Here is a 19408-nt window from a genome sequence, read left to right on the forward strand (position 1 = left end):
CACTGCCTGTTTCCTCGGATCGGCTCCGATTCAAGGGAAGACATGCAGCTATTCGAAGTACTACCGCGACCAAGCGCCCCAAGGGACGCGCGGCGCAGTAAGAACGGAGACCAAGCCATGATCAAACGAACCCTCGTCACTGCGCTGGCACTGGCCGCGCTTGCCACCGGTCCGGCCGCCGCGCAGAACTATGTCGCACTCGGCCGTCTCGTCTGCGGTTCGGAAGGCGGCACCGGCATGATCGTGACCTCGACGAAGAACCTGATGTGCACGTTCACGCCCACCAATGGCGGACCGAAGGCCGTTTATGCCGGCACGATTCGCAAGATCGGCATCGACATCGGCAAGACGGGCAAGAGCACGATGGTCTGGGACGTCTTTGCCAAGACCGGAACGCCGGTTAGCGCGTTCGCGCTTGCCGGCGAATACTACGGCGTCGGCGCCGATGCGAGCCTCGCGGTCGGCGGCGGCGCCAAGGTGATCGGCGGCGGCACGAACAAGGCCTTCATGCTGCAGCCGGTCAACGTTCAGGTCCAGGAGGGGCTGAACGTCGCGGTCGGCATCGACCAACTGACGCTGGTACCGGCCGGTTAGATCGGCCTCGAAGACGCATGACGCCTTGTTGCGGAATGCGTCGCATGCCCCACAATGCCTTCCAACGCAAAACGCCCGCCGAAAGGCGGGCGTTTCATTGTCGATCGATGCGAACAGCGTTAAGCGTGCAGCGCCTTGACGATATCTTCCGTCACCTTCTTGGCGTCGCCGAGCAGCATCATCGTGCCGTCCTTGTAGAACAGCGTGTTGTCGATGCCGGCATAGCCGGAGCCGAGCGAACGCTTGACGAAAAGGCAGGTCTTGGCCTTGTCGACGTCGAGGATCGGCATGCCGTAGATCGGCGAGGACTTGTCGTCACGCGCGGCCGGATTGGTGACGTCATTGGCGCCGATGACATAGGCGACATCGGCCTGAGCGAACTCGGAGTTGATGTCCTCGAGCTCGAACACTTCGTCATAGGGCACGTTCGCTTCCGCGAGCAGCACGTTCATGTGGCCGGGCATGCGGCCCGCGACCGGATGGATCGCGTACTTGACCTCAACGCCCGCGGCCTTCAGCTGGTCGCCCATTTCGCGCAGCGCATGCTGTGCCTGGGCAACGGCCATGCCGTAGCCCGGCACGATAATCACCTTGGAGGCGTTCGCCATCAGGAAGGCCGCATCGTCGGCAGAGCCCTGCTTGACCGTGCGCTGAATGCCATCGTCGCTGACGGCCGCCGCGGTCTCGCCGCCGAAGCCGCCGAGGATGACCGAGATGAACGAGCGGTTCATGCCCTTGCACATGATGTAGGAGAGGATCGCACCGGAGGAGCCGACGAGCGCCCCGGTGATGATCAGCGCCAGGTTGCCGAGCGTGAAGCCGATGCCGGCTGCGGCCCAACCCGAATAGGAGTTGAGCATCGACACGACCACCGGCATGTCGGCGCCGCCGATCGGGATGATGATCAGCACGCCGAGTATGAGCGACAGCGCGACGATCAGCCAGAACACCGTGGTGCTCTGCGTCAGCACGAGCATGACCACCAGCACGACCAGCGCGATTGCCAGACCCGCATTGATGGCGTGGCGTCCCGCAAGCATAATCGGCTTGCCGGACATGCGCCCGTCGAGCTTCAGGAAGGCGATGACCGAACCGGTAAAGGTGATCGCGCCGATGGCAACACCGAGCGACATTTCGACCAGTGCCTGGGCGTGGATGTCGCCGAGGGTGCCGATGCCGAAGCTTTCCGGCGCGTACATGGCGGCAGCCGCCACCATGACGGCGGCAAGACCGACCAGCGAGTGGAAGGCGGCAACGAGCTGCGGCATCGAGGTCATGGCGATGCGACGGGCAATGACAGCACCGGCGCCGCCGCCGATGGCAAGGCCAAGCACGATCAGCATCAGGCCACCAAAGCTGGGCTTTGCCAAAAGCAACGTCGTGACGATGGCAATGCCCATGCCGACCATGCCGTAGGTATTGCCCTTGCGGCTGGTGGTCGGATGCGAAAGGCCGCGTAGCGCCATGACGAACAGGACGCCGGAGACGAGATAGAGGAAGGCTGCGAAGTTAGCGTTCATCGGGCCGGCCTCACTTGTCTTTTTTCTTGTACATGGCGAGCATGCGCTGGGTGACGAGGAAGCCGCCGAAGATGTTGACGGCGGCCAGCACCAGCGCCACGAAGCCGAAGCCGGTGGCAAGCCCAGAGGCGGAGATGCCGACGGCAAGCAGAGCACCGACGACGATGACCGAGGAAATCGCGTTGGTGACCGCCATCAGCGGCGTGTGCAGCGCCGGGGTCACCGACCAGACGACGTAGTAGCCAACGAAGATCGCCAGCACGAAGATCGCCAGACGAAAGACGAAAGGATCGATCGCGCCGCCGGTCGCGCCATGGGCGACAGCACCAGCCGCGTCCGGCACGTATTCGGCAGCGGTGCGGACCGCTTCCACCGCCCGGTCGAGATCGGCGAGCGCCTTGTCGAGAAGTTCATTCGCCATCACTTGTCCCCCTTGCTGGCGCCGAACTTCGGATGCACGACCTCACCACCATGGGTGAGCGCCGTCGCCTTGACGAGTTCGTCCTCCATGTTGAGCGCGAGCGCCTTGGTTTCCTTGGACACCATCGTTTCCAGGAAGGTGACGAGGTTCTTGGCGTAGAGACCGGACGCGGAGGCCGCGATGCGGCCCGGCACGTTGAGATGGCCAATGACCTTGACGCCTTCGACCTCGGCGACCTTGCCGGGCTCAGCACCCTCGACGTTGCCGCCGCGTTCGACCGCAAGATCGACCGCGATCGAGCCGGGTTTCATGCTTTTCAGCATGTCACGGGTGACGAGCCGCGGCGCCGGACGGCCGGGGATGAGTGCAGTGGTGATGACGATGTCCTGCTTGGCGATATGCTCGGCAACGAGTGCGGCCTGCTTGGCCTGATACTCCTTGGACATCTCCTTGGCGTAGCCGCCAGCCGTTTCGGCCGCCTTGAATTCCTCGTCCTCGACGGCGATGAACTTGGCGCCGAGCGAGGCGACCTGTTCCTTGGCTGCCGGACGCACGTCCGTCGCCGAGACCACGGCACCGAGACGGCGGGCCGTCGCGATTGCCTGCAGGCCGGCAACGCCCGCGCCCATGACGAAGACCTTGGCGGCAGGAACCGTCCCGGCCGCCGTCATCATCATCGGCAACGCCCGATCATATTCGCAGGCGGCGTCGATCACGGCCTGATAACCGGCGAGGTTCGCCTGGCTCGACAGCACGTCCATCGACTGCGCACGGGTGATGCGCGGCATCAGTTCCATCGCAAAGGCGGTAAGCCCGGCCTTGGCCATCTCGGCGATCGCCGCCTCGTTGCCATAGGGATCCATGATGGCGAGCACGATAGCGCCCGACTTGTAGCCGCCGATTTCGGCGGTCGTCGGCCGGCGCACTTTCAGCACGACATCGGCCGTCTTGGCGTCGGCGATCGTCCCGATCCGGGCCCCGACCTTTTCGAACTCAGCGTCCGGAATGCGCGACAAAAACCCGGCGTCCGCCTCGATGACGACGTCGAAGCCGAGGCTTTTCAGTTTCTTCACTGTGTCCGGTGATGCGGCAACGCGACCCTCGTTTGGGTCCGTTTCCTTGGCGACAAAGACAATCTCGCTCACAAATCCCCCTCCTTGGCCGCAATCGAGCCAAGGCCGGAATGCGGGCATTCTCTCCGACTGCAAAGCGTGCGGCCAATCGAGCCTGCACGCCCCCATATGCCAGGCACTGGGGTGCCAGGCACATATATTCTGGAAACAGACACCCCAGGTGTTCGAACCGCAGGCAGTCCGGCGCCGATCGACGCCGAGTCGTGCTCGGCATCGCGGGTCTGCATTCCACTCCCCCTCACGCAGTGAGGAAACACGTCCCATTGCAGTGAATGCCCGGGCGTGGAGATCTCTAGGCTCTACAGCACCGCACATCCTATTGGCTGCACAAAGGTCGCTGTAGCATTTTGAAGTGCTGCGCAGCGTCGACGCCTCCAGTCGACGGCATGCACCTTCGTCCGGGCTCGCGCCCGGTTGCCGAGGAAACGTCAAGCCCCTCGGCAATCGGTCCAATGACGCTGATTAGCGCAGGAAGAAGAAACCTGCGACGTTGAGCAGAATGAAGAGCACGAGCGAGGAGAAGAAGCCCATAGTCGTGAAGAATGCGGCAGCCATGGCAATCAACAGGGCCACGCAAAACAGCGTGCCGTACTTCGATGCGCTCAGGAACATGAGATAGGTCTTCTCGTGCTCCGGATAATCCATCGAAGCGCCCACATCGACCGGTCCAGAATGATGCTCAGCCATCGTTCAAATTCTCCCTGAATGCCACGGCGCGACCCTTGATCGCCGCCGCTCCTAATCGAAGCATGGCTCCCGCGAAAAGTCGCGAAAACCCTTATAGCTGCCCTTACACAATGCTTAGGCCGGGTGCAACGAAAACCCGTCCTTTAGCAGTACCTGATGGGGCGATATGTCGCGGCCGGCAGCAAGGGTGGCGCGCACGGGCGCGCCTCACCATCTGATGTCGACATCAAAGACTGCTAGCGGAAGACGGACGTTCGATAAGAGCGTCCATAACCGGTTTGCGCCATGCGCGCGGTCGGCAGGATCGTCAGCGGCGCGAACGGCACCTCGCTGCGATCGGCAAACATCATGCGGCGTTCGAAAGGCTCCGAATCGAAAATCGGGTAGCGGTCGAGGATCGAGGGCCGCTGCCCCCTCACCTGCGCCACAAGCAGGGCGCCATCGGCATTGTAGACCCCCAGGTTCTCGCGCTTGGCGACCACGGTCTCGGAGGCGAAAATGCGCTTGTAGAAGGCGGTGTGGCGCGGCCGGCAGGCCGTCAGGCAACGGTCGGCGGAAAAGTATTCGCAGGCCATGGCGACCGGGCGGAGCGTGAGGTAGGGAAGCGCCCGCATATCGTCACCGATGACATCAGGGTCGACGGCCAATCGGCCCGGATCGACGAGCACCATGCCGGCATCGAGGAACGCGTCGATCTCGGAGCCGAAGATCAGGCCCGATGTACTGGCGCGGTGCTCCGGCGTTACGTGATGTACGCGCACGGTGCTGACGAGGCTCTCATCGAGATAGATGCCGAAGACATAGGCGTGGCTGTCGAAGTCGAGATCGTCGATCAGCGTGGAGCCCGTCAATTCCATCAGATTGACGGACTTGTAGGACTTGTAACGCAGCCGCGCGATGTCCTCCATGTCCTCGCCGGTTTCGACCCGCCGATATTCGACACGATCGAGCAATTGCATCAGCTTTTCAGAAAAACGCCCAGGCTCCGCCTGGTGAATCGTCTCACCCATATTCCAGACCTCATGGTTAACAAATCGTTAACCTATTGACGGAAAATGGGGCGGCAACCGCAAAACGGAACAGTTCACTGTTAACTTTTTGTTAACCCTAAAAATTCGTAAATTAATTCGGTTGATTTGGAGCAAAACGCACCAAATCGAGATGCATTTGCCCCAACTAATCAAGGGCTTGCTGCCGAATGCGCAGCATCAAAACGGAACGGAATTTGGGGTCGCAGCGTCAGGCGATGCGCTTGCTGCTGGGTTTAGCGCCTCGTTTTGGCACACCGTTCTTGCAAAGCGTTGCAATAGCAGAAGCGGGCATGGGGGCGGCGAAGACGAAGCCCTGTATCAAATCGGCACAATTATGCTCGGTGATGAGCTGCAACTGATCCGTCGTCTCGACGCCTTCGACGACGATGCGCAGGCCGAGGGCGCGGGCAAGATTTGCCGTCCCGCGCAGGAGCTTGAAGCGGCGCGAATCCTCACGGATGTTGCGCACGAAGGACCGATCGATCTTGATGATGTCGACCGGCAGGGCATCGAGATAACTGAGGCTGGAGTATCCGGTGCCGAAATCGTCGATGGCAATGGTGATGCCGAGACCCCGCAGCTCGCGCAGGATCGCCTGCACCTTGAGCGGCTCGTCCATCAGGCAGCTTTCGGTGACCTCCAGATGCAGCCGCGAAGCATCGAGGCCGGTTGCCTGAAGCGCATCCGTGACCATCGTGACGATTTCGCTGCTGCGTAGATCGAGCACCGAGAGGTTGACGGAGACGGACACATCGCTCGGCCAGTCCATGCAATCCCGGCATGCATGGTCGAGCACGAAACGCGTGATCTCCGTGACCAGCCCCAGTTCCTCGGCGAGCTGAATGAACACGTTCGGCGGCACCGGCCCGCGCTCCGGATGCGTCCAGCGGGCCAGCGCTTCGCAGCATTCGACCCGGCCGCCGCTCGGCGCGAACATCGGCTGGTAGGAAAGCGTCAGGCTGCGCGCATTGATCGCCTCGCGCAAATCCGCCTTGAGCTTCTGGCGGTCGACATAGCGGGCGTCCATCTCGACTTCGAACGCAGTGCAGCCGCCGCGGTTGCGCAGCTTGGTTTCCGAAAGCGCGAGATCCGCCTTGATCTGCAGGTCTTCGAGTTTTAGATCCACGTTCGACGCGATGACGAAGCCCGCGCTCATGGTCATGTTGAAGGTGAAGCCGCTGGCAACATAGGTGCCGCGCAGTTCCGTGTGCAGCCCCCGCATCCGCTCTTCCAGATCGGCCACGTCAGCCCTGTTCGGAAAGAACACGACAAACTCGTCGCCCATCAGCCGCGCCGCGATCGCATCATCACCGGCGAGCGCCTTCAACCGGCCGGCGATCGCCTGCAGCAGCTTGTCGCCGACGATGTGGCCGCGCATGTCGTTGACATGCTTGAACTCGGTGACGTCGAGGACCATCAGGCCGACGAGCCGGTCCTCCTTCTCGTCGCCGCTTGCGGCGGCCACAACCAGCTCTCCGAAGTAGTCGCGGCTCGGCAGCTCGGTCAGCTTGTCGAAGCGCACCATGTGCAGAATCTGCTTGTCCGCCTGTACGCGTGCCGTCACGTCCTCGAAGATCAGCACGATATCGCCATTGTCGCGGCGGCTGGCGGAAAACTCGAGGTGCAGTTCCTCGCTGACCGGGATCAATACCTGCGGGCGCTTGCCCTTGAGCAGAAGATCGAGCTGACGCGAGATCGCCTTGGTCTTTTCGGCATCGAGCCGCATGCGCCGCGCGCCGCGCCGGATCACGTCATCGAGCAGCCAATCCTTGAGTTCGGTCCTGTCGCCAAGCGCCAGCAACTCGCTGGCACGCTCATTGGCCACCACCACGCGGCCGTCGCCATCCAGCATGAACAAGCCATGCGTCATATTGTTGAGCGCCGCGTCGAACTGGCCGGCAATCGTCGCGATCTCGCGCGCCGCCAAAACATTCTCATAGAGAAAGGCGCGCACATTGTTGGCCATCATCCAGGTGGAAAGGATGAACGGCAGGATGAGGAAGGCAAGCGCCAGCATGAACACGTCCTGCAGCGTCATCAGGCCGATCACGATCGGCAGGCATGCGGACGAGGACAGGAGAAGCACGGCCCGCTCCGAGCCGTAGTTGCGCCCAACGAGCGAGATCATCGAGGCCAGCGTCACCGATATGGTCGCAAGCTCTGAAAAGGAATCCTGACTGACGGCAATGGCATAACCGCAAGCGATGCCGCAGGTGAGCGTGACGCTGACACCGCCGACGATATAGCGGTTCTCCCATTTGCGGACCATCGCCCGGTCGGCATTGGAGAAATCCTGCCGGTCGAACCGCGCCATATCGACATTGCGCAGCGCCCAGAGCACGAAGATCACGCCGGAGCAGGCGAGATAAAGCGGATCACTGGTCTTGAGATAGACGAGCAGAAACGTCACGACATGCGACAACATGCCGATCAGCAACGTCTTGCGATGTTCGTAGAGCGAGCTCACGGATGACAGATACACGTCAGTCGGAAGAGCGCTCTGTCCAAGTCGCATCATGAACCAAGCTCCGGTTTACCGGATTGTTAGGGGTGATGACTTAACGAATGATTTCGTCTAACGCCCCGAAAAAAGTACCGAATCCCAGAATAACCACAGGGCCGTGCCGGCAAGACCCAAGAGTTCAACTCAATAGTGCGAACCGCGCTGAACAGTACTCGGTTTCTGCAACCAAACATAGGTATCCACGACACAAAAGGCCCGACTGCAACTTCGACAATTCAGCGATGCTGGCGGACGATCCAGAATTTGCGTGCGCGATGGTTACTCGATCTTAAAGAATTACCTGCGATTTCCTGCCGTTTTTAGTTCGTGTTCGCTACCGATCCGCCTTGGATCAGCGCGGTGATCACGCTCACTACGTTCTCAGTTGACTTTCATCAGCATCTGAAGGCAAGGCTTTTCTTAAGCGTATTACGGAGCCTGATGATGTCGAAACCTGTCGTTGCCATCCCCTGCGATTTCCGCGAATTCGACGGCAATGTCTGGCATGTCGTTGCCCATCAATATGTGCGCGCCGCCGTCGAAGGCGCCGGCGTTATGCCCTTCCTCATCCCGGCGCTCGAAACCGGCAACGACATTGACGAAATCCTCGACCGCGTCGACGGCGTGCTTGCAAGCGGCGCCCGCTCCAATGTTCATCCCTCGCTCTATGGCCGCGAGGCCAAGGACAGTGACGGACCTTTCGATCCCGGCCGCGATGCGACCAGCCTGCCCCTGATCCGGCGCGCGATCGAGCGCGGTGTGCCGTTGTTTGCCATCTGCCGTGGCATCCAGGAACTGAACGTCGCACTCGGCGGCACGCTGGCGAGCGAAATCCAGGATCAGCCGGGGATCTGGGATCACCGCAAGCCTGACGTGAAGGAACTCGACGTTGCCTATGGCATCCGCCAGGACGTCATCGTCAAGGAAGGGAGCTGCCTCGCGCCCGTGCTTGGCGCCGGCCGCATCCGCGTCAACTCGTTGCACCGACAGGCGATCGGCGCCGCTGCTCCGCGCCTGGCTGTCGAAGCGGTGGCTGACGACGGCACGATCGAAGCGGTTTCGGTGATCGGCGCCAAGGCCTTTGCCGTCGGCGTACAATGGCATCCGGAATACTGGGTGCGCACCGACACCCCCTCCGCCAGCCTGTTTAGGGCCTTCGGCGACGCGGTGCGGACTTACGCCGCCGGCCGTTTGGCCGCCTGACATCACGGCTTCCGCATCGCCGCCTGAGGCAACGACGCCGGGTGTCAAATCGCGCGTCGGCTGAACGGCGTTTCCGGCACCGGCGTCAAAGCCCTTCCGGTCGCAAACCAGGCTGCGATATTGTCGACGACGAGATCGGCCATGGCGTTGCGTGTGACCACCGAGGCCGAGGCCACATGCGGCAGGAGCGACACGTTCGGCAAAGCCATCAGCGCGTCCGGCACCTGCGGCTCGTTTTCGAAAACGTCGAGCCCCGCACCGGCAATCACCCCGCTCTGAAGCGCCGCGATCAGCGCCGGTTCGTCGACGGTCGAGCCGCGGCCGACATTGATCAGCACGCCGTTTCCGCCGAGTGCCACGAGAACCTCCGCATTCACCGTATGGCGCGTCGCCTCGGTGCCGGGCACGATGACAATGAGCGTATCGACCGCCGCCGCGAGGCCGACGAGCGTCGGATGGTAGGCATAGGGCAGGCCCTCGCGCGGGCTGCGCGTGTGATAGGCGATCGACACCCCGAAGGCTTCCAGCCGCCTGGCGATCGAAAGCCCGATGCGACCGAGGCCGTAAAGACCGACGCTTCGGCCGCGCAGGGACAGCGGCGACAGAGAAAACGCGCCCTCGCGGCTCCAGCGTCCCTGGCGCAGCCATTGTTCTGCCTGAGGCAATTGCCGGAGTGTATTCAGCAGAAGACCAACCGCCGTGTCGGCCACCTCTTCGGTCAGAACATCCGGTGTATTGCTGACGGCAACGCCCTTGGCGGCGGCATGTGCGACCTCGACGCCGTCATAGCCGACGCCGAAATTGGCGATGATCTCGAGCTGCGGCAGGACATCCATCAGGGCACCGGGCAGCCGGCCGGCTACTGCAACCGCTTTCACGTCCTGCATATCCGGCGTCACCAATGCTGGATCGGCACTCTCGATCCTGACGACTTCGAATTGCCCGACCAGTCGATCGATGACCCGTTGATTGATCTTTCCGGGCACGAGAACGCGCGTGCGGTTCACAGACATGGGCAGCTCCTGTCGGGAGGGAGATCTCAGGCGATGACGCGCAACGGGCCCGTTGATTGGCGGATGCGCATTTCCGGCTTGATCAGATGGATACCGTCGGGTTCGTGGCTGCCGGAAAGCTTGTCGAGCAGCGCGCGGGCAGCACTGCGGCCGACATCGGCCTGGCCATTCCAGACGGTGGTCAATGCCGGCGTGGCGATCGACGCCTCTTCGAGGTCGTCGTAGCCGGTGACAGAGATATCGACGCCGGGCACCAGACCGGCGCGGGCGATGCCGTTCATCATGCCGATCGCCACCAGGTCGTTCCAGCAGACGACTGCCGTCGGCTTCTGCGGCAGGGAGAGCAGATGCACCGCCGCCTCGAAGCCACCCTGCTTCGTACGGGGACCGGGGATGCGCAGCTCCGGATCGACCTCGATATTGGCCTTGCGCAGCGCGTTGACATAGCCCTGATAGCGGTCGCGCCCGGTCGACGTCTGGTCGGTACCGCCGACCATGGCGATGCAGCGATGGCCAAGGCCGATAAGGTGGTTGGTGGCAAGCGAGATGCCGTAGGCGTCGTCGCCGCGGAAGATCGGCACGTCCACGCCCTCGATCGAACGGGCGATCAGGATCGCCGGCATGCCGTTGTCCTCGGCAAGCTGGATGTCCTCCAACGGCGTACCGATCGCAGGCGACATGATCACGCCATCACCGCCGAGCTGCAGCAGCGTCTCGATGAAATCGCGCTGCTTGTCGACCGAATCGTAGTGGTTGGAGAGAATGAAGGTCTGCTTGTCGCGGTCGAGCTCCGCTTCGATGGCTTTGAGGATTTCCCCGTAGAACGGGTTCATGATGTCGTGCACGACGACGCCGATGATGCCGGAGCGGGATGTTCTGAGACTGGCGGCGCGGCGGTTGTAGATATAGCCGAGCGCGCGGGCCTGCTCCTTGATCTTATCGCGGGTGACGGTCGCCACCAAAGGACTGTCGCGTAGAGCCAGGGATACCGTTGCCGTCGAAAGACCGAGTGTTTCCGCGATCGTCGAAAGCTTGACCTTTTGCGCCACGATGCCCCCTGTAGCCTTGTTCCGCCCCCGGCCGCAGCCCCACAATCCAATCCGAGTGAGGTTCTTGCAGCATGCCTCACGGCACTTTTCGTACATCCCAGCGGACGTACGCGTGCCATAAATTTAAATCCCTTTTAAACTGTTTAAATCGCCACGGCAATATGCGGCGAACAAGGCTCAGTCGGCGGCCCGTGCGGCCTGGAGATTACTGTCGACGGCGCGCAGCAGTTTCATCAGCGTGCGCACCTGCTTGTCGGTCAGGCCGCGTGTCGCGAGCTTTTCCGAATGCTGCCCCGCCTCGGCGATGATCTGCAGCCGGTTGCGGCCGGGCTCAGTAAGATAGACCTTGGTGAGCCGCGCATCGTCCTCGTCGGGACGGCGCTCGAGGAAGCCCTGCGCTTCCATCCGCCCGATCGTGCGGGTCATGGTCGGCGCCTTGACCCCAAGCCTGGCGGCAAGCCCACCCGCGGTCATGCCGTCGGCTTCGGCCAGCGCCAGCATTACGCCGTCTTGCCCGGCGTAAAGACCACTTTCAAGAAGATTGCGGGAGAGTACGGTGCGCATGGAACGCGCTGCCTGGACAAGGATAGCGGCAAGATCGTGCGGCTCATTCAGGAACTCGTCCTTCTTCTTGCCGTTCTTGCCTTTCTTTTCGGCCTTGTTCTTCTTGCCCATTGGACCTCCTGCCGAATCCCCGAGTCGAACACTTATAACAATACAGCTTGCGATTACGAACTGTATGACTCAAATAACAATTTTACGACAATTGACGTGGAGGATCGAAGAGAAATGTCGATGCCTGAGCCGCGATGGCAGGACAATCGGACCGACCTTCCGGCCGACGCTCGCCGTGACTGGATCGCCGTGCTGCCGCTCGGCGCCCATGAACAGCACGGTCCGCATCTGCCCTTCGAAACCGACACGCTGATCGCCGAGGGCATCGTCTCCCGCACGATCGCCGCCATGCCCGCCGGCCTGCCGGTAGCCTTCCTGCCGGCCGAGCCGGTCGGTTACTCCATCGAGCACATGGATGTCGCCGGCAGCCGAACCCTTGCCTATGGCGAGGCGGTCGAGCGCTGGCTCGGCATTGCCGGCGATCTCCATCACCTCGGCGTCCGCAAATTCGTGATGCTGAACGCCCATGGCGGCAACTCGCCGTTGATGACGGTCGTCGCGACCGAAGCGCGCATACGCTTCAACATGCTGGCCGTCGCGACGAGTTGGACCCGCTTCGGCCAACCGGACGGCTGGATCAAGCCGGAGGATAAAGCCTTGGACATCCACGGCGGCGACATCGAGACATCGGTGATGCTGGCGCTCCATCCGGACAGGGTCGACATGGCCAAGGCCGAAAATTTCACCTCCCGCCAAGGCGAATTTTCTGAACGCTTCAAGCATCTGCGCGCTTACGGTCCCCACGCCTTCGGCTGGAAGATGCACGACCTGAATGGCGAAGGTGTCGCCGGCAATGCCTCGGTTGCCACGGCGGCACGGGGTGAGATTTTGATCGCCCATGCCGTCCGAGGGTTTATCGAACTCCTTGAAGATGTCAGGGATTTCGATCCCGACGATCTGACCTGAAGCGGGGCGGCAAACACTTTCTTTGCGCTTTTGCGCTATCAGATGCGCAGTTCCCCGCGGGCGTAGGGCAGAAAAACCATGGCGAAGATCATTGCGCTCGGCGCCTATTTCTACCAGGCGGTCATCGCCTTTGGCCTGCTGATCGTCGTCGCCCACTGGCTGGCGCCGGCCGACTATGCCAGCTATTCACTGTTCATCTCCATCTGCCAGTTCGCTGCGATCGCCGCCTTCGAATGGGTGCGTTTCGCCTGCATGCGTTTCTACCCTGGGGCGGATGCGGACAGTGAAGCGGCGGAGCGGCGGGCGATCCTGACCGAAGCCCTCGCCTGCGCCATGCTGTGCCTGATCGCGGCGGGCGTGTCCTTGATCTTCGGCGTGCCGCCGGTCGTGGCGCTTGTCGGCGGCCTGGTCTCGATCGCACAAGGCGGCAGCGATCTGCATCTGACCATGCTGCGTTTTCGCCAGGATTTCCGCGCCTTCTCGGTGCTGCAGGGCTCCCGCGCCACCATTCTCGCCGCGGGTACGCTCCTCGGCGCACTCATCTCGCCAAGCTTCCTGTCGACCGTCACGGGCCTGCTCGCCGGTTACATTGCCTATGGCCTGCTTGCATTCCTTCTTTCCCGCCGCGCCGACACGCGCCCAGCCGCCGCGCTCGACAATGTCCGTATCCGCAAGCATCTCATCTATGGCAGCGTGTCGGCCGGGGCCGCCACTGCCGCCATGTTCGCGCCCTTGGCACTGAAGGCGATCTTCACCTCGGCGCTCGGCGCGACGGGTGCTGCCGGCGCCCTGCTTGCGCTCGACCTGCTGCAACGCCCGTTCGTGCTCATCGTTTCGGCCCTTCAGGCGATCCAATATCCGGAGATCGTTGCCGCGCATGACCGGACCGGCGATCGCGCCGCTCTTCCCCGCCAACTCGGGCAATACTACGCGCTGCTGACGAGCTTTGCGCTGATGATGGCCGCCGGTATCTTCGCTGCACTTCTCCCGGCCACCTGGCTCGTCATCAGCCCGGACCTGCAGCAAGGTTTCCTCGCAACCGCGCCTGCCATCATCGTCCTCTCGCTCGTTCGCACGCTGACGCAGATCATGCTGCCGACGCCGCTGCACCTGAGGCAACGCCTTGCGTTGATCCTGCTGCTCGCCGTAGCCGACTGCGTGCTTCTAAGCCTTGGAGCATTGGCAGTCCTGGCCTTGGCTGGGGCGAACGATGCGGCGTTAGCCTGGGGCAGCGCCATCGGCGCGATCCTCGCCGCCCTCATCGGCCTTCGCCTGATGTCCTCGCTCGCCTTCGATTTCTCCTGGCCGCCCGTGCTCTTCGCCGCCGCCGGACTTGGCGCGGCCGTGCTGGCCTTCTCCCTCTCCGGTGAAACCAGCTACGTTACGATCGGTACCGGTATTGTTGTCGGTGGTCTGTTCTGCCTGCTCTCGCTCAACCAGTTGCGGCTGATGATGCGGTCGCCGAGACCCAGCACGGCCTAGGCGCTAAGAAAAACTGCACGAATTTCCGGTTAGATCGCGCCGAAAGAGCGGAGAGCGCCCCATGAACATCGTCGTCGGCATAGCGACCGCAGGCCGCCGCGAGGTCCTCTCCGAAACCCTGCTGCATCTGACGCGGCAGACGCGACTACCGGACGCCGTCGTCATCTGCCCAAGCACGCCGGAGGACGTCGACGAAGCCAGAATCGGCTCGCTTCCCTTGAAGGCCCGTATCGTCGCGGGCAACAAGGGTTCCAGCGCACAGCGCAACGCCATCCTCGACCAGGCGACAACCGCCGATCTGATCGTCTTTTTCGACGACGATTTCCTGCCGCGCAGCGATTTTCTTACCGAGGCTGAAAGGCTGTTCGATCGCGAGGCTGATCTCGTCGTGGCAACCGGCCTGGTTCTGGCCGACGGCATTCATGGCCCGGGCATATCGATTGCCGATGCCAAGGCGATCCTCGAGACGGATCCCGGCGCTCAGCCGCACGATGTCACACAGCCGGCCTTCAACGCCTATGGCTGCAACATGGCCTTCCGCGTATCGGCGATTGCCGCCGAACGCACCCGTTTCGACGAGCGGCTGCCGCTCTATGGCTGGCAGGAGGATGTCGATTTCTGCCGGCGTCTGGCCGCGCACGGGCGCATCGTGAAATCGCCGGCGCTGCGCGGCGTCCACCTCGGCAACAAGCGCGGCCGCACCTCGGGCCTGCGCTTCGGTTACTCGCAGGTCGCAAATCCGCTCTATCTGCGCAACAAGGGCACGGTCGGACTGAAATGGGCACTTCGCCTCATGGGCGGCAACTTCGCCGCCAACATCCTCGGCAGCCTCAAACCGCAAGGCCTCGTCGATCGACGCGGTCGGCTCAAGGGCAATCTGATTGCATTTGGTGATTTTGTCCGGGGTCGACTGGACCCGATGCGGGTTCTCGACCTTTGACGCTCCAAAATCGCGCAGAATGGATCAGATGTGCTGCGCCGCCAGCATGTTGAGCAGCACGACCGCACTCCCGTCCCAGGAAAAGCGCTTCGCATTGTCAAAGCCGGAACGCCGCAAATCTCGGCGAACGGCCTCGTCGGCGGAGATCGTCCGCATCGCGTCGACCAAAGCCTCCGTCTTCAACGGATCGAAGTAGCAAACGGCATCGCCGCAGGCCTCGCGAACCGGCGGAATATCGGCGGCGAGCACCGGGCACCCCTGCGTCATCGCTTCCAGCGGCGGGATGCCGAAACCTTCATAGAGGCTGGGAAAGACGAAGGCGACAGCGCGCCGCTGCAGCCCGGCGATCTCGTCATCGGTCAGGCGGCCCGGAAAGATCAGGTTGCCCTTCGACGTGGGCGCGATATCGCGGAACACGGTCGGGTCGGTGCCACCCACGACCACGAGCTTGTGGTCGCCGGCACCAAGTGCCTCGAAGGCGCGCACCGCAAACTCGACATTCTTGTTGGGCTTCAGCGTGCCGACCAGCAGGAAGAAGGGCGTATCGGCAAGCCCGAGCCGCTGGATGACGCCCTCGTCCGGCTGAAGTCGCGCGAAGTGATCCGTCGCGTTGTAGATGACGTCGATGCCAGCAGCCGGCACGCGGAAGACATCGGCAAGCTCCTGGCGCGAAAAGTTCGAGACGGTGCCGAGCTTTGCCCGCCTTGCAAGGATGAAACCGAGCGCCCCATGAAACAGCCGGTAGCCGCGCCCGAACGAGGCCGGATGGCGAAACAGGGTGACGTCGTGGATCACCACCACCTGGTCGCCGTGCAGCACCGGGCCGCTGCCGCCGAAGCCGATCAGCGTATCGCGGCGCGCGCGCCAATAGAGCGCGCCCTGCTCCCAGACATGGCCCGGTCCGGAGCCGAACGGCTCGACCGAAATCGCCTTGAGCCCGAGATCGTCGACAGCCTTGCCCGGAGTAAGCAGCCGCCAGCGCGCGTCCTTCAGCGCATGCGGCACCTGCCCGGAAGCGATGCGCGCATCCAGCGCTCGGGTCATCTCACGGGCAAAGCGCTGCACGCCGGTAAGCGGCTGGGTCAGGAACCGGCCGTTGATGGAAATCGTCTTCACCTGCACACCCCTAGGATCTGCCGCGCACTCTCTCCGATTTTGATGAAAGGAGGGTTATCGCAGACCGCTGAGGCGATCCGCCCGCGCCCGCCAAAATCGCCCGCGCCATTTGCGCATCGCCGCCGCATCTCCTATATGAAACCCGACTTGGATGCCTGCCCGCCGCATCCGGAAATCCTAGAGGTTCCCATGACCGAAACATCCCCGCAGAAGCCGATCCCCGTCACTGTGCTCACCGGCTATCTCGGCGCCGGCAAGACGACGCTTTTGAACCGCATCCTCAGCGAGAACCATGGTCGCAAATACGCGGTCATCGTCAACGAGTTCGGCGAGATCGGCATCGACAACGACCTGATCGTGGAATCCGACGAGGAAATCTACGAGATGAACAACGGCTGCGTCTGCTGCACCGTGCGCGGCGACCTGATCCGCGTGGTCGAGGGCCTGATGCGCCGCCCCGGCCGCTTCGACGCGATCATCGTCGAGACGACCGGCCTTGCCGATCCGGTGCCGGTCGCCCAGACCTTCTTCATGGACGATGACGTGCGCGCCAAGACCGAGCTCGACGCGGTCGTTGCGCTGGTCGATGCCAAGCACCTGCCGCTGCGGCTAAAGGACAGCCGCGAGGCCGAAGACCAGATCGCCTTTGCCGACGTCGTGCTGCTCAACAAGACCGACCTGGTCACACCTGAGGAACTGGAGCGCATCGAAGCGACCGTGCGCGTCATCAATCCGTCGGCCCGCATCTACCGCACCCAGCGCTCCGACATCGATCTTGCCAAGGTCCTCGATCAGGGCGCCTTCAGCCTGGAAAGGGCGCTAGAAAACGATCCGCACTTCCTCGACCAGGACGATCACGAACACGATCACACCTGCGGTCCGGATTGCGGCCACGATCATCACCATCACCACCATGATCACGACCATCATGATCATGACCACGATCACGACCATCATCATCACCACGATGCCCCCTCGCCGATCCACGACGTGACGGTGCAGTCGATCTCGCTGCGCGGCGGCGAGATGAACCCGGATCGCTTCTTCCCCTGGATCCAGAAGATCACCCAGACGGACGGCCCGAACATCCTGCGCCTGAAGGGCATCATCGCCTTTGCTGGCGATGCCGAGCGTTACGTCGTTCAAGGCGTGCACATGATCATCGAGGGCGATCACCAGCGTGCGTGGAAGGAAGGCGAAAAGCGCGAAAGCCGCCTCGTCTTCATCGGCCGTGACCTCGATCGTGAAAAGCTCGAGCGCACCTTCAAAGCCTGCGAGGCGCAGCCGAACTGATGCCGACTGTCGCTCCCCTCGATCTCGAAGGTCACGTCGTCGGCGTGGCCTTTCTCAAAGGCGTCCCCTTCTTCGCCGAAGCCACCGGTGCGATCCATCGCCTCGACCTCGGCCACAAGACGACGGAGGTCCATGAGGGCCTGCTGTCGCTCGTGGTGGACGACGCCAACGACACGCTGCTGACCGGCGGCGAGGACGGCAAGGTCATGCGTACGGCCGCCGACGGCACCACCTCGCTGGTCACCGAAGCGCCACGCAAGTGGATCGCGCAAGTTGCGACAGGCCCGCAAGGCGCCGTCGCCTATGCCTATGGCAAGACTACGCATGTGCGTCTTGCGGAGGGCACGACGAAGGAATTTACCGAGGAACGCACCGTCGAGGGCCTCGCCTTCGCGCCGAAGGGTTTGCGCATCGCCGCTGCCCGCTACAATGGCGTGTCGCTGCATTGGGTCGGCACCTCCGGCCAGCCGATCGATCTCGAGTGGAAAGGTGCGCACACCGGCGTCACCTTCTCGCCGGACGGCCGCTTCCTGGTGACGACAATGCAGGAAAACGCGCTGCACGGCTGGAAACTCGACGCCAAGCCCGGCGCCGAAGCCCGCCACATGCGCATGACCGGCTATCCCGCCAAGGTGAAGTCGGTCTCCTGGTCAGCCAAGGGCAAATGGCTCGCCTCCTCGGGCGCCCCGGCCGCGATCGTCTGGCCCTTCCAGGGCAAGGACGGCCCGATGGGCAAGGCGCCGCTGGAACTCGGCACCCGCGCCGACATCATGGTGACCTCGGTCTGCTGCCATCCGGCCGAAGACATCGTCGCGATCGGCTATCAGGACGGCATGATCCTCGGCGCGCGCTTTGCCGACAGCAAGGAAGTGCTGCTGCGCCGCCCCGGCAAGGGCGCCATCACCGCCATGGCCTGGAACAAGGACGGCCGGCAGCTCGTCTTCGGCTCGGCCGAGGGTGACTGCGGTGTCGTCGATATCGCGGGATAGCAGGCGAACAATGACCGCAGGCGCAGAAGCTCCACTCTATGCTGGCTCGGCCGTTGTGCCTCTGGCGGACGGCGAAGTCTGGAACCGCATCCGTGCGGAAGCCCGGGCGCTCGCCATGCGCGAGCCGGTCATGGAGCAAACCCTGCGGCTGATCACCGAGGCGCGGTCGGATGCGGCGGTGCTCGCAGGTGTTCTCGCTTCCCATCTTTCCGTCGCCCGTGTCGACGAACGGTCGCTGGCGCAGCTGCTTTCGGACGTCTTCGACGCCGATGCAGCAGCTCTGCGCGCTGCCGAGGCGGACCTCCAGGCGGTGATGGAGCGTGACCCCGCCTGCCCGGGCCTCTTGCATGTCCTCCTCAATCTCAAGGGCTTCCAGGCGCTGCAGACCTATCGCGCGGCTCACCGGCTCTGGATCGATGGCCGCAGGCAAGTCGCCAACTGGCTCTCGAACCTCGCCTCGCTTGTCTTCGGTCCCGATATCCACCCGGCCGCAGCAATCGGCAAGGCGGTGATGCTCGACCATGGATCCGGCATCGTCATCGGCGAGACCTCCGTGATCGAAGACCAGGTTTCGATCCTTCAGAACGTCACGCTCGGCGGCACCGGTAAGGAAACCGGCGATCGGCATCCAAAAATACGCCAAGGCGTCATGATCGGCGCCGGCGCCAAGATCCTCGGCAATATCGAGGTCGGAGCCTACAGCAAGGTCGCGGCCGGCAGCGTCGTCCTGAAGTCCGTGCCGCCGCGCACCACGGTCGCGGGCGTGCCGGCAACGGTGGTGCGCATTCACCGTGTCGACGAGGTGCCGGCGGCCGAGATGGACCAGACGATCGTCTGATCCATCTCGGCCCGC

18 protein-coding genes are annotated in these 19408 nt (G+C 63.0%); 8 read left to right on the forward strand and 10 right to left on the reverse strand.

Features of this window, described 5'->3' with window-relative positions:
- The first annotated feature begins 117 nt into the window (after positions 1–117).
- Positions 118–594, forward strand: a complete 477-nt coding sequence (locus tag AC3WWH_RS15505; RefSeq protein WP_058325251.1) for a DUF992 domain-containing protein — start codon at positions 118–120, stop codon at positions 592–594.
- A 119-nt stretch (positions 595–713) separates the two neighbouring features.
- Here AC3WWH_RS15505 and AC3WWH_RS15510 read toward each other — a convergent pair whose 3' ends face one another.
- The 6 genes from AC3WWH_RS15510 to AC3WWH_RS15535 form a co-directional block, all read right to left on the reverse strand.
- Positions 714–2114 carry an NAD(P)(+) transhydrogenase (Re/Si-specific) subunit beta gene (locus AC3WWH_RS15510; RefSeq protein ID WP_058325252.1) on the reverse strand — a complete coding sequence of 467 codons (1401 nt, stop codon included), beginning with the start codon at positions 2112–2114 and terminating at the stop codon, positions 714–716.
- A 10-nt stretch (positions 2115–2124) separates the two neighbouring features.
- The gene (locus tag AC3WWH_RS15515) at positions 2125–2535 is read right to left on the reverse strand and encodes an NAD(P) transhydrogenase subunit alpha part 2 (protein ID WP_057254587.1); all 411 of its coding nucleotides are present in this window, start codon (positions 2533–2535) and stop codon (positions 2125–2127) included.
- On the reverse strand, positions 2535–3680 hold the full coding sequence (locus tag AC3WWH_RS15520) for a Re/Si-specific NAD(P)(+) transhydrogenase subunit alpha (RefSeq protein ID WP_492377111.1): 1146 nt from the start codon (positions 3678–3680) through the stop codon (positions 2535–2537). The genes AC3WWH_RS15515 and AC3WWH_RS15520 overlap by 1 nt, the downstream gene beginning before the upstream one ends.
- A gap of 450 nt (positions 3681–4130) precedes the next feature.
- Positions 4131–4355, reverse strand: a complete 225-nt coding sequence (locus AC3WWH_RS15525; protein ID WP_057254585.1) for an aa3-type cytochrome c oxidase subunit IV — start codon at positions 4353–4355, stop codon at positions 4131–4133.
- 236 nt (positions 4356–4591) lie between these two features.
- Positions 4592–5365, reverse strand: a complete 774-nt coding sequence (locus AC3WWH_RS15530; protein ID WP_058325254.1) for an N-acyl amino acid synthase FeeM domain-containing protein — start codon at positions 5363–5365, stop codon at positions 4592–4594.
- Between the two features lie 229 nt (positions 5366–5594).
- Positions 5595–7904 carry a putative bifunctional diguanylate cyclase/phosphodiesterase gene (locus AC3WWH_RS15535; RefSeq protein WP_058325255.1) on the reverse strand — a complete coding sequence of 770 codons (2310 nt, stop codon included), beginning with the start codon at positions 7902–7904 and terminating at the stop codon, positions 5595–5597.
- A 429-nt stretch (positions 7905–8333) separates the two neighbouring features.
- On the opposite strand from AC3WWH_RS15535, the gene AC3WWH_RS15540 reads away from it, so the two are divergent.
- The gene (locus AC3WWH_RS15540; RefSeq protein WP_057254824.1) at positions 8334–9092 is read left to right on the forward strand and encodes a gamma-glutamyl-gamma-aminobutyrate hydrolase family protein; all 759 of its coding nucleotides are present in this window, start codon (positions 8334–8336) and stop codon (positions 9090–9092) included.
- Positions 9093–9136: 44 nt separating this feature from the next.
- Here the strand turns inward: AC3WWH_RS15540 and AC3WWH_RS15545 are convergent, their stop codons facing one another.
- The 3 genes from AC3WWH_RS15545 to AC3WWH_RS15555 form a co-directional block, all read right to left on the reverse strand.
- The gene (locus AC3WWH_RS15545) at positions 9137–10099 is read right to left on the reverse strand and encodes a 2-hydroxyacid dehydrogenase (protein WP_058325323.1); all 963 of its coding nucleotides are present in this window, start codon (positions 10097–10099) and stop codon (positions 9137–9139) included.
- A 32-nt stretch (positions 10100–10131) separates the two neighbouring features.
- Positions 10132–11154: a LacI family DNA-binding transcriptional regulator gene (locus AC3WWH_RS15550; RefSeq protein WP_057254582.1), complete on the reverse strand. Its 1023-nt coding sequence runs from the start codon at positions 11152–11154 to the stop codon at positions 10132–10134.
- Positions 11155–11331: 177 nt separating this feature from the next.
- Complete coding sequence (locus tag AC3WWH_RS15555) at positions 11332–11829, reverse strand: MarR family winged helix-turn-helix transcriptional regulator (RefSeq protein ID WP_057254581.1); 498 nt, start codon at positions 11827–11829, stop codon at positions 11332–11334.
- Between the two features lie 114 nt (positions 11830–11943).
- On the opposite strand from AC3WWH_RS15555, the gene AC3WWH_RS15560 reads away from it, so the two are divergent.
- The 3 genes from AC3WWH_RS15560 (at position 11944) to AC3WWH_RS15570 (ending at position 15157) form a co-directional block, all read left to right on the forward strand.
- Positions 11944–12735: a creatininase family protein gene (locus AC3WWH_RS15560; protein ID WP_058325256.1), complete on the forward strand. Its 792-nt coding sequence runs from the start codon at positions 11944–11946 to the stop codon at positions 12733–12735.
- Positions 12736–12813: 78 nt separating this feature from the next.
- The gene (locus AC3WWH_RS15565; RefSeq protein ID WP_058325257.1) at positions 12814–14217 is read left to right on the forward strand and encodes a polysaccharide biosynthesis protein; all 1404 of its coding nucleotides are present in this window, start codon (positions 12814–12816) and stop codon (positions 14215–14217) included.
- A gap of 61 nt (positions 14218–14278) precedes the next feature.
- Positions 14279–15157 carry a glycosyltransferase family 2 protein gene (locus tag AC3WWH_RS15570; protein ID WP_057254578.1) on the forward strand — a complete coding sequence of 293 codons (879 nt, stop codon included), beginning with the start codon at positions 14279–14281 and terminating at the stop codon, positions 15155–15157.
- A 24-nt stretch (positions 15158–15181) separates the two neighbouring features.
- Here the strand turns inward: AC3WWH_RS15570 and AC3WWH_RS15575 are convergent, their stop codons facing one another.
- Positions 15182–16273 (reverse strand): glycosyltransferase family 4 protein, encoded by a 1092-nt coding sequence (locus AC3WWH_RS15575; protein WP_058325324.1) that lies wholly within the window; start codon positions 16271–16273, stop codon positions 15182–15184.
- A gap of 189 nt (positions 16274–16462) precedes the next feature.
- Here AC3WWH_RS15575 and AC3WWH_RS15580 point away from each other — a divergent pair, with 189 nt between their 5' ends.
- From AC3WWH_RS15580 to cysE, 3 genes are read left to right on the forward strand one after another with little or no spacing between them, the layout of a single operon-like run.
- Positions 16463–17566 (forward strand): CobW family GTP-binding protein, encoded by a 1104-nt coding sequence (locus tag AC3WWH_RS15580; protein ID WP_058325258.1) that lies wholly within the window; start codon positions 16463–16465, stop codon positions 17564–17566.
- Entirely contained in the window at positions 17566–18555 is a 990-nt protein-coding gene (locus AC3WWH_RS15585; protein WP_058325259.1) for a WD40 repeat domain-containing protein, read from the forward strand. Before AC3WWH_RS15580 ends, AC3WWH_RS15585 begins: the two co-directional genes overlap by 1 nt.
- 10 nt (positions 18556–18565) lie before the next feature.
- Positions 18566–19393 carry a serine O-acetyltransferase gene (gene cysE / locus AC3WWH_RS15590; protein WP_058325260.1) on the forward strand — a complete coding sequence of 276 codons (828 nt, stop codon included), beginning with the start codon at positions 18566–18568 and terminating at the stop codon, positions 19391–19393.
- Positions 19394–19408 lie beyond the last annotated feature (15 nt).

This window comes from Ensifer sp. EB106-03-01-XG145, from assembly GCF_058792075.1.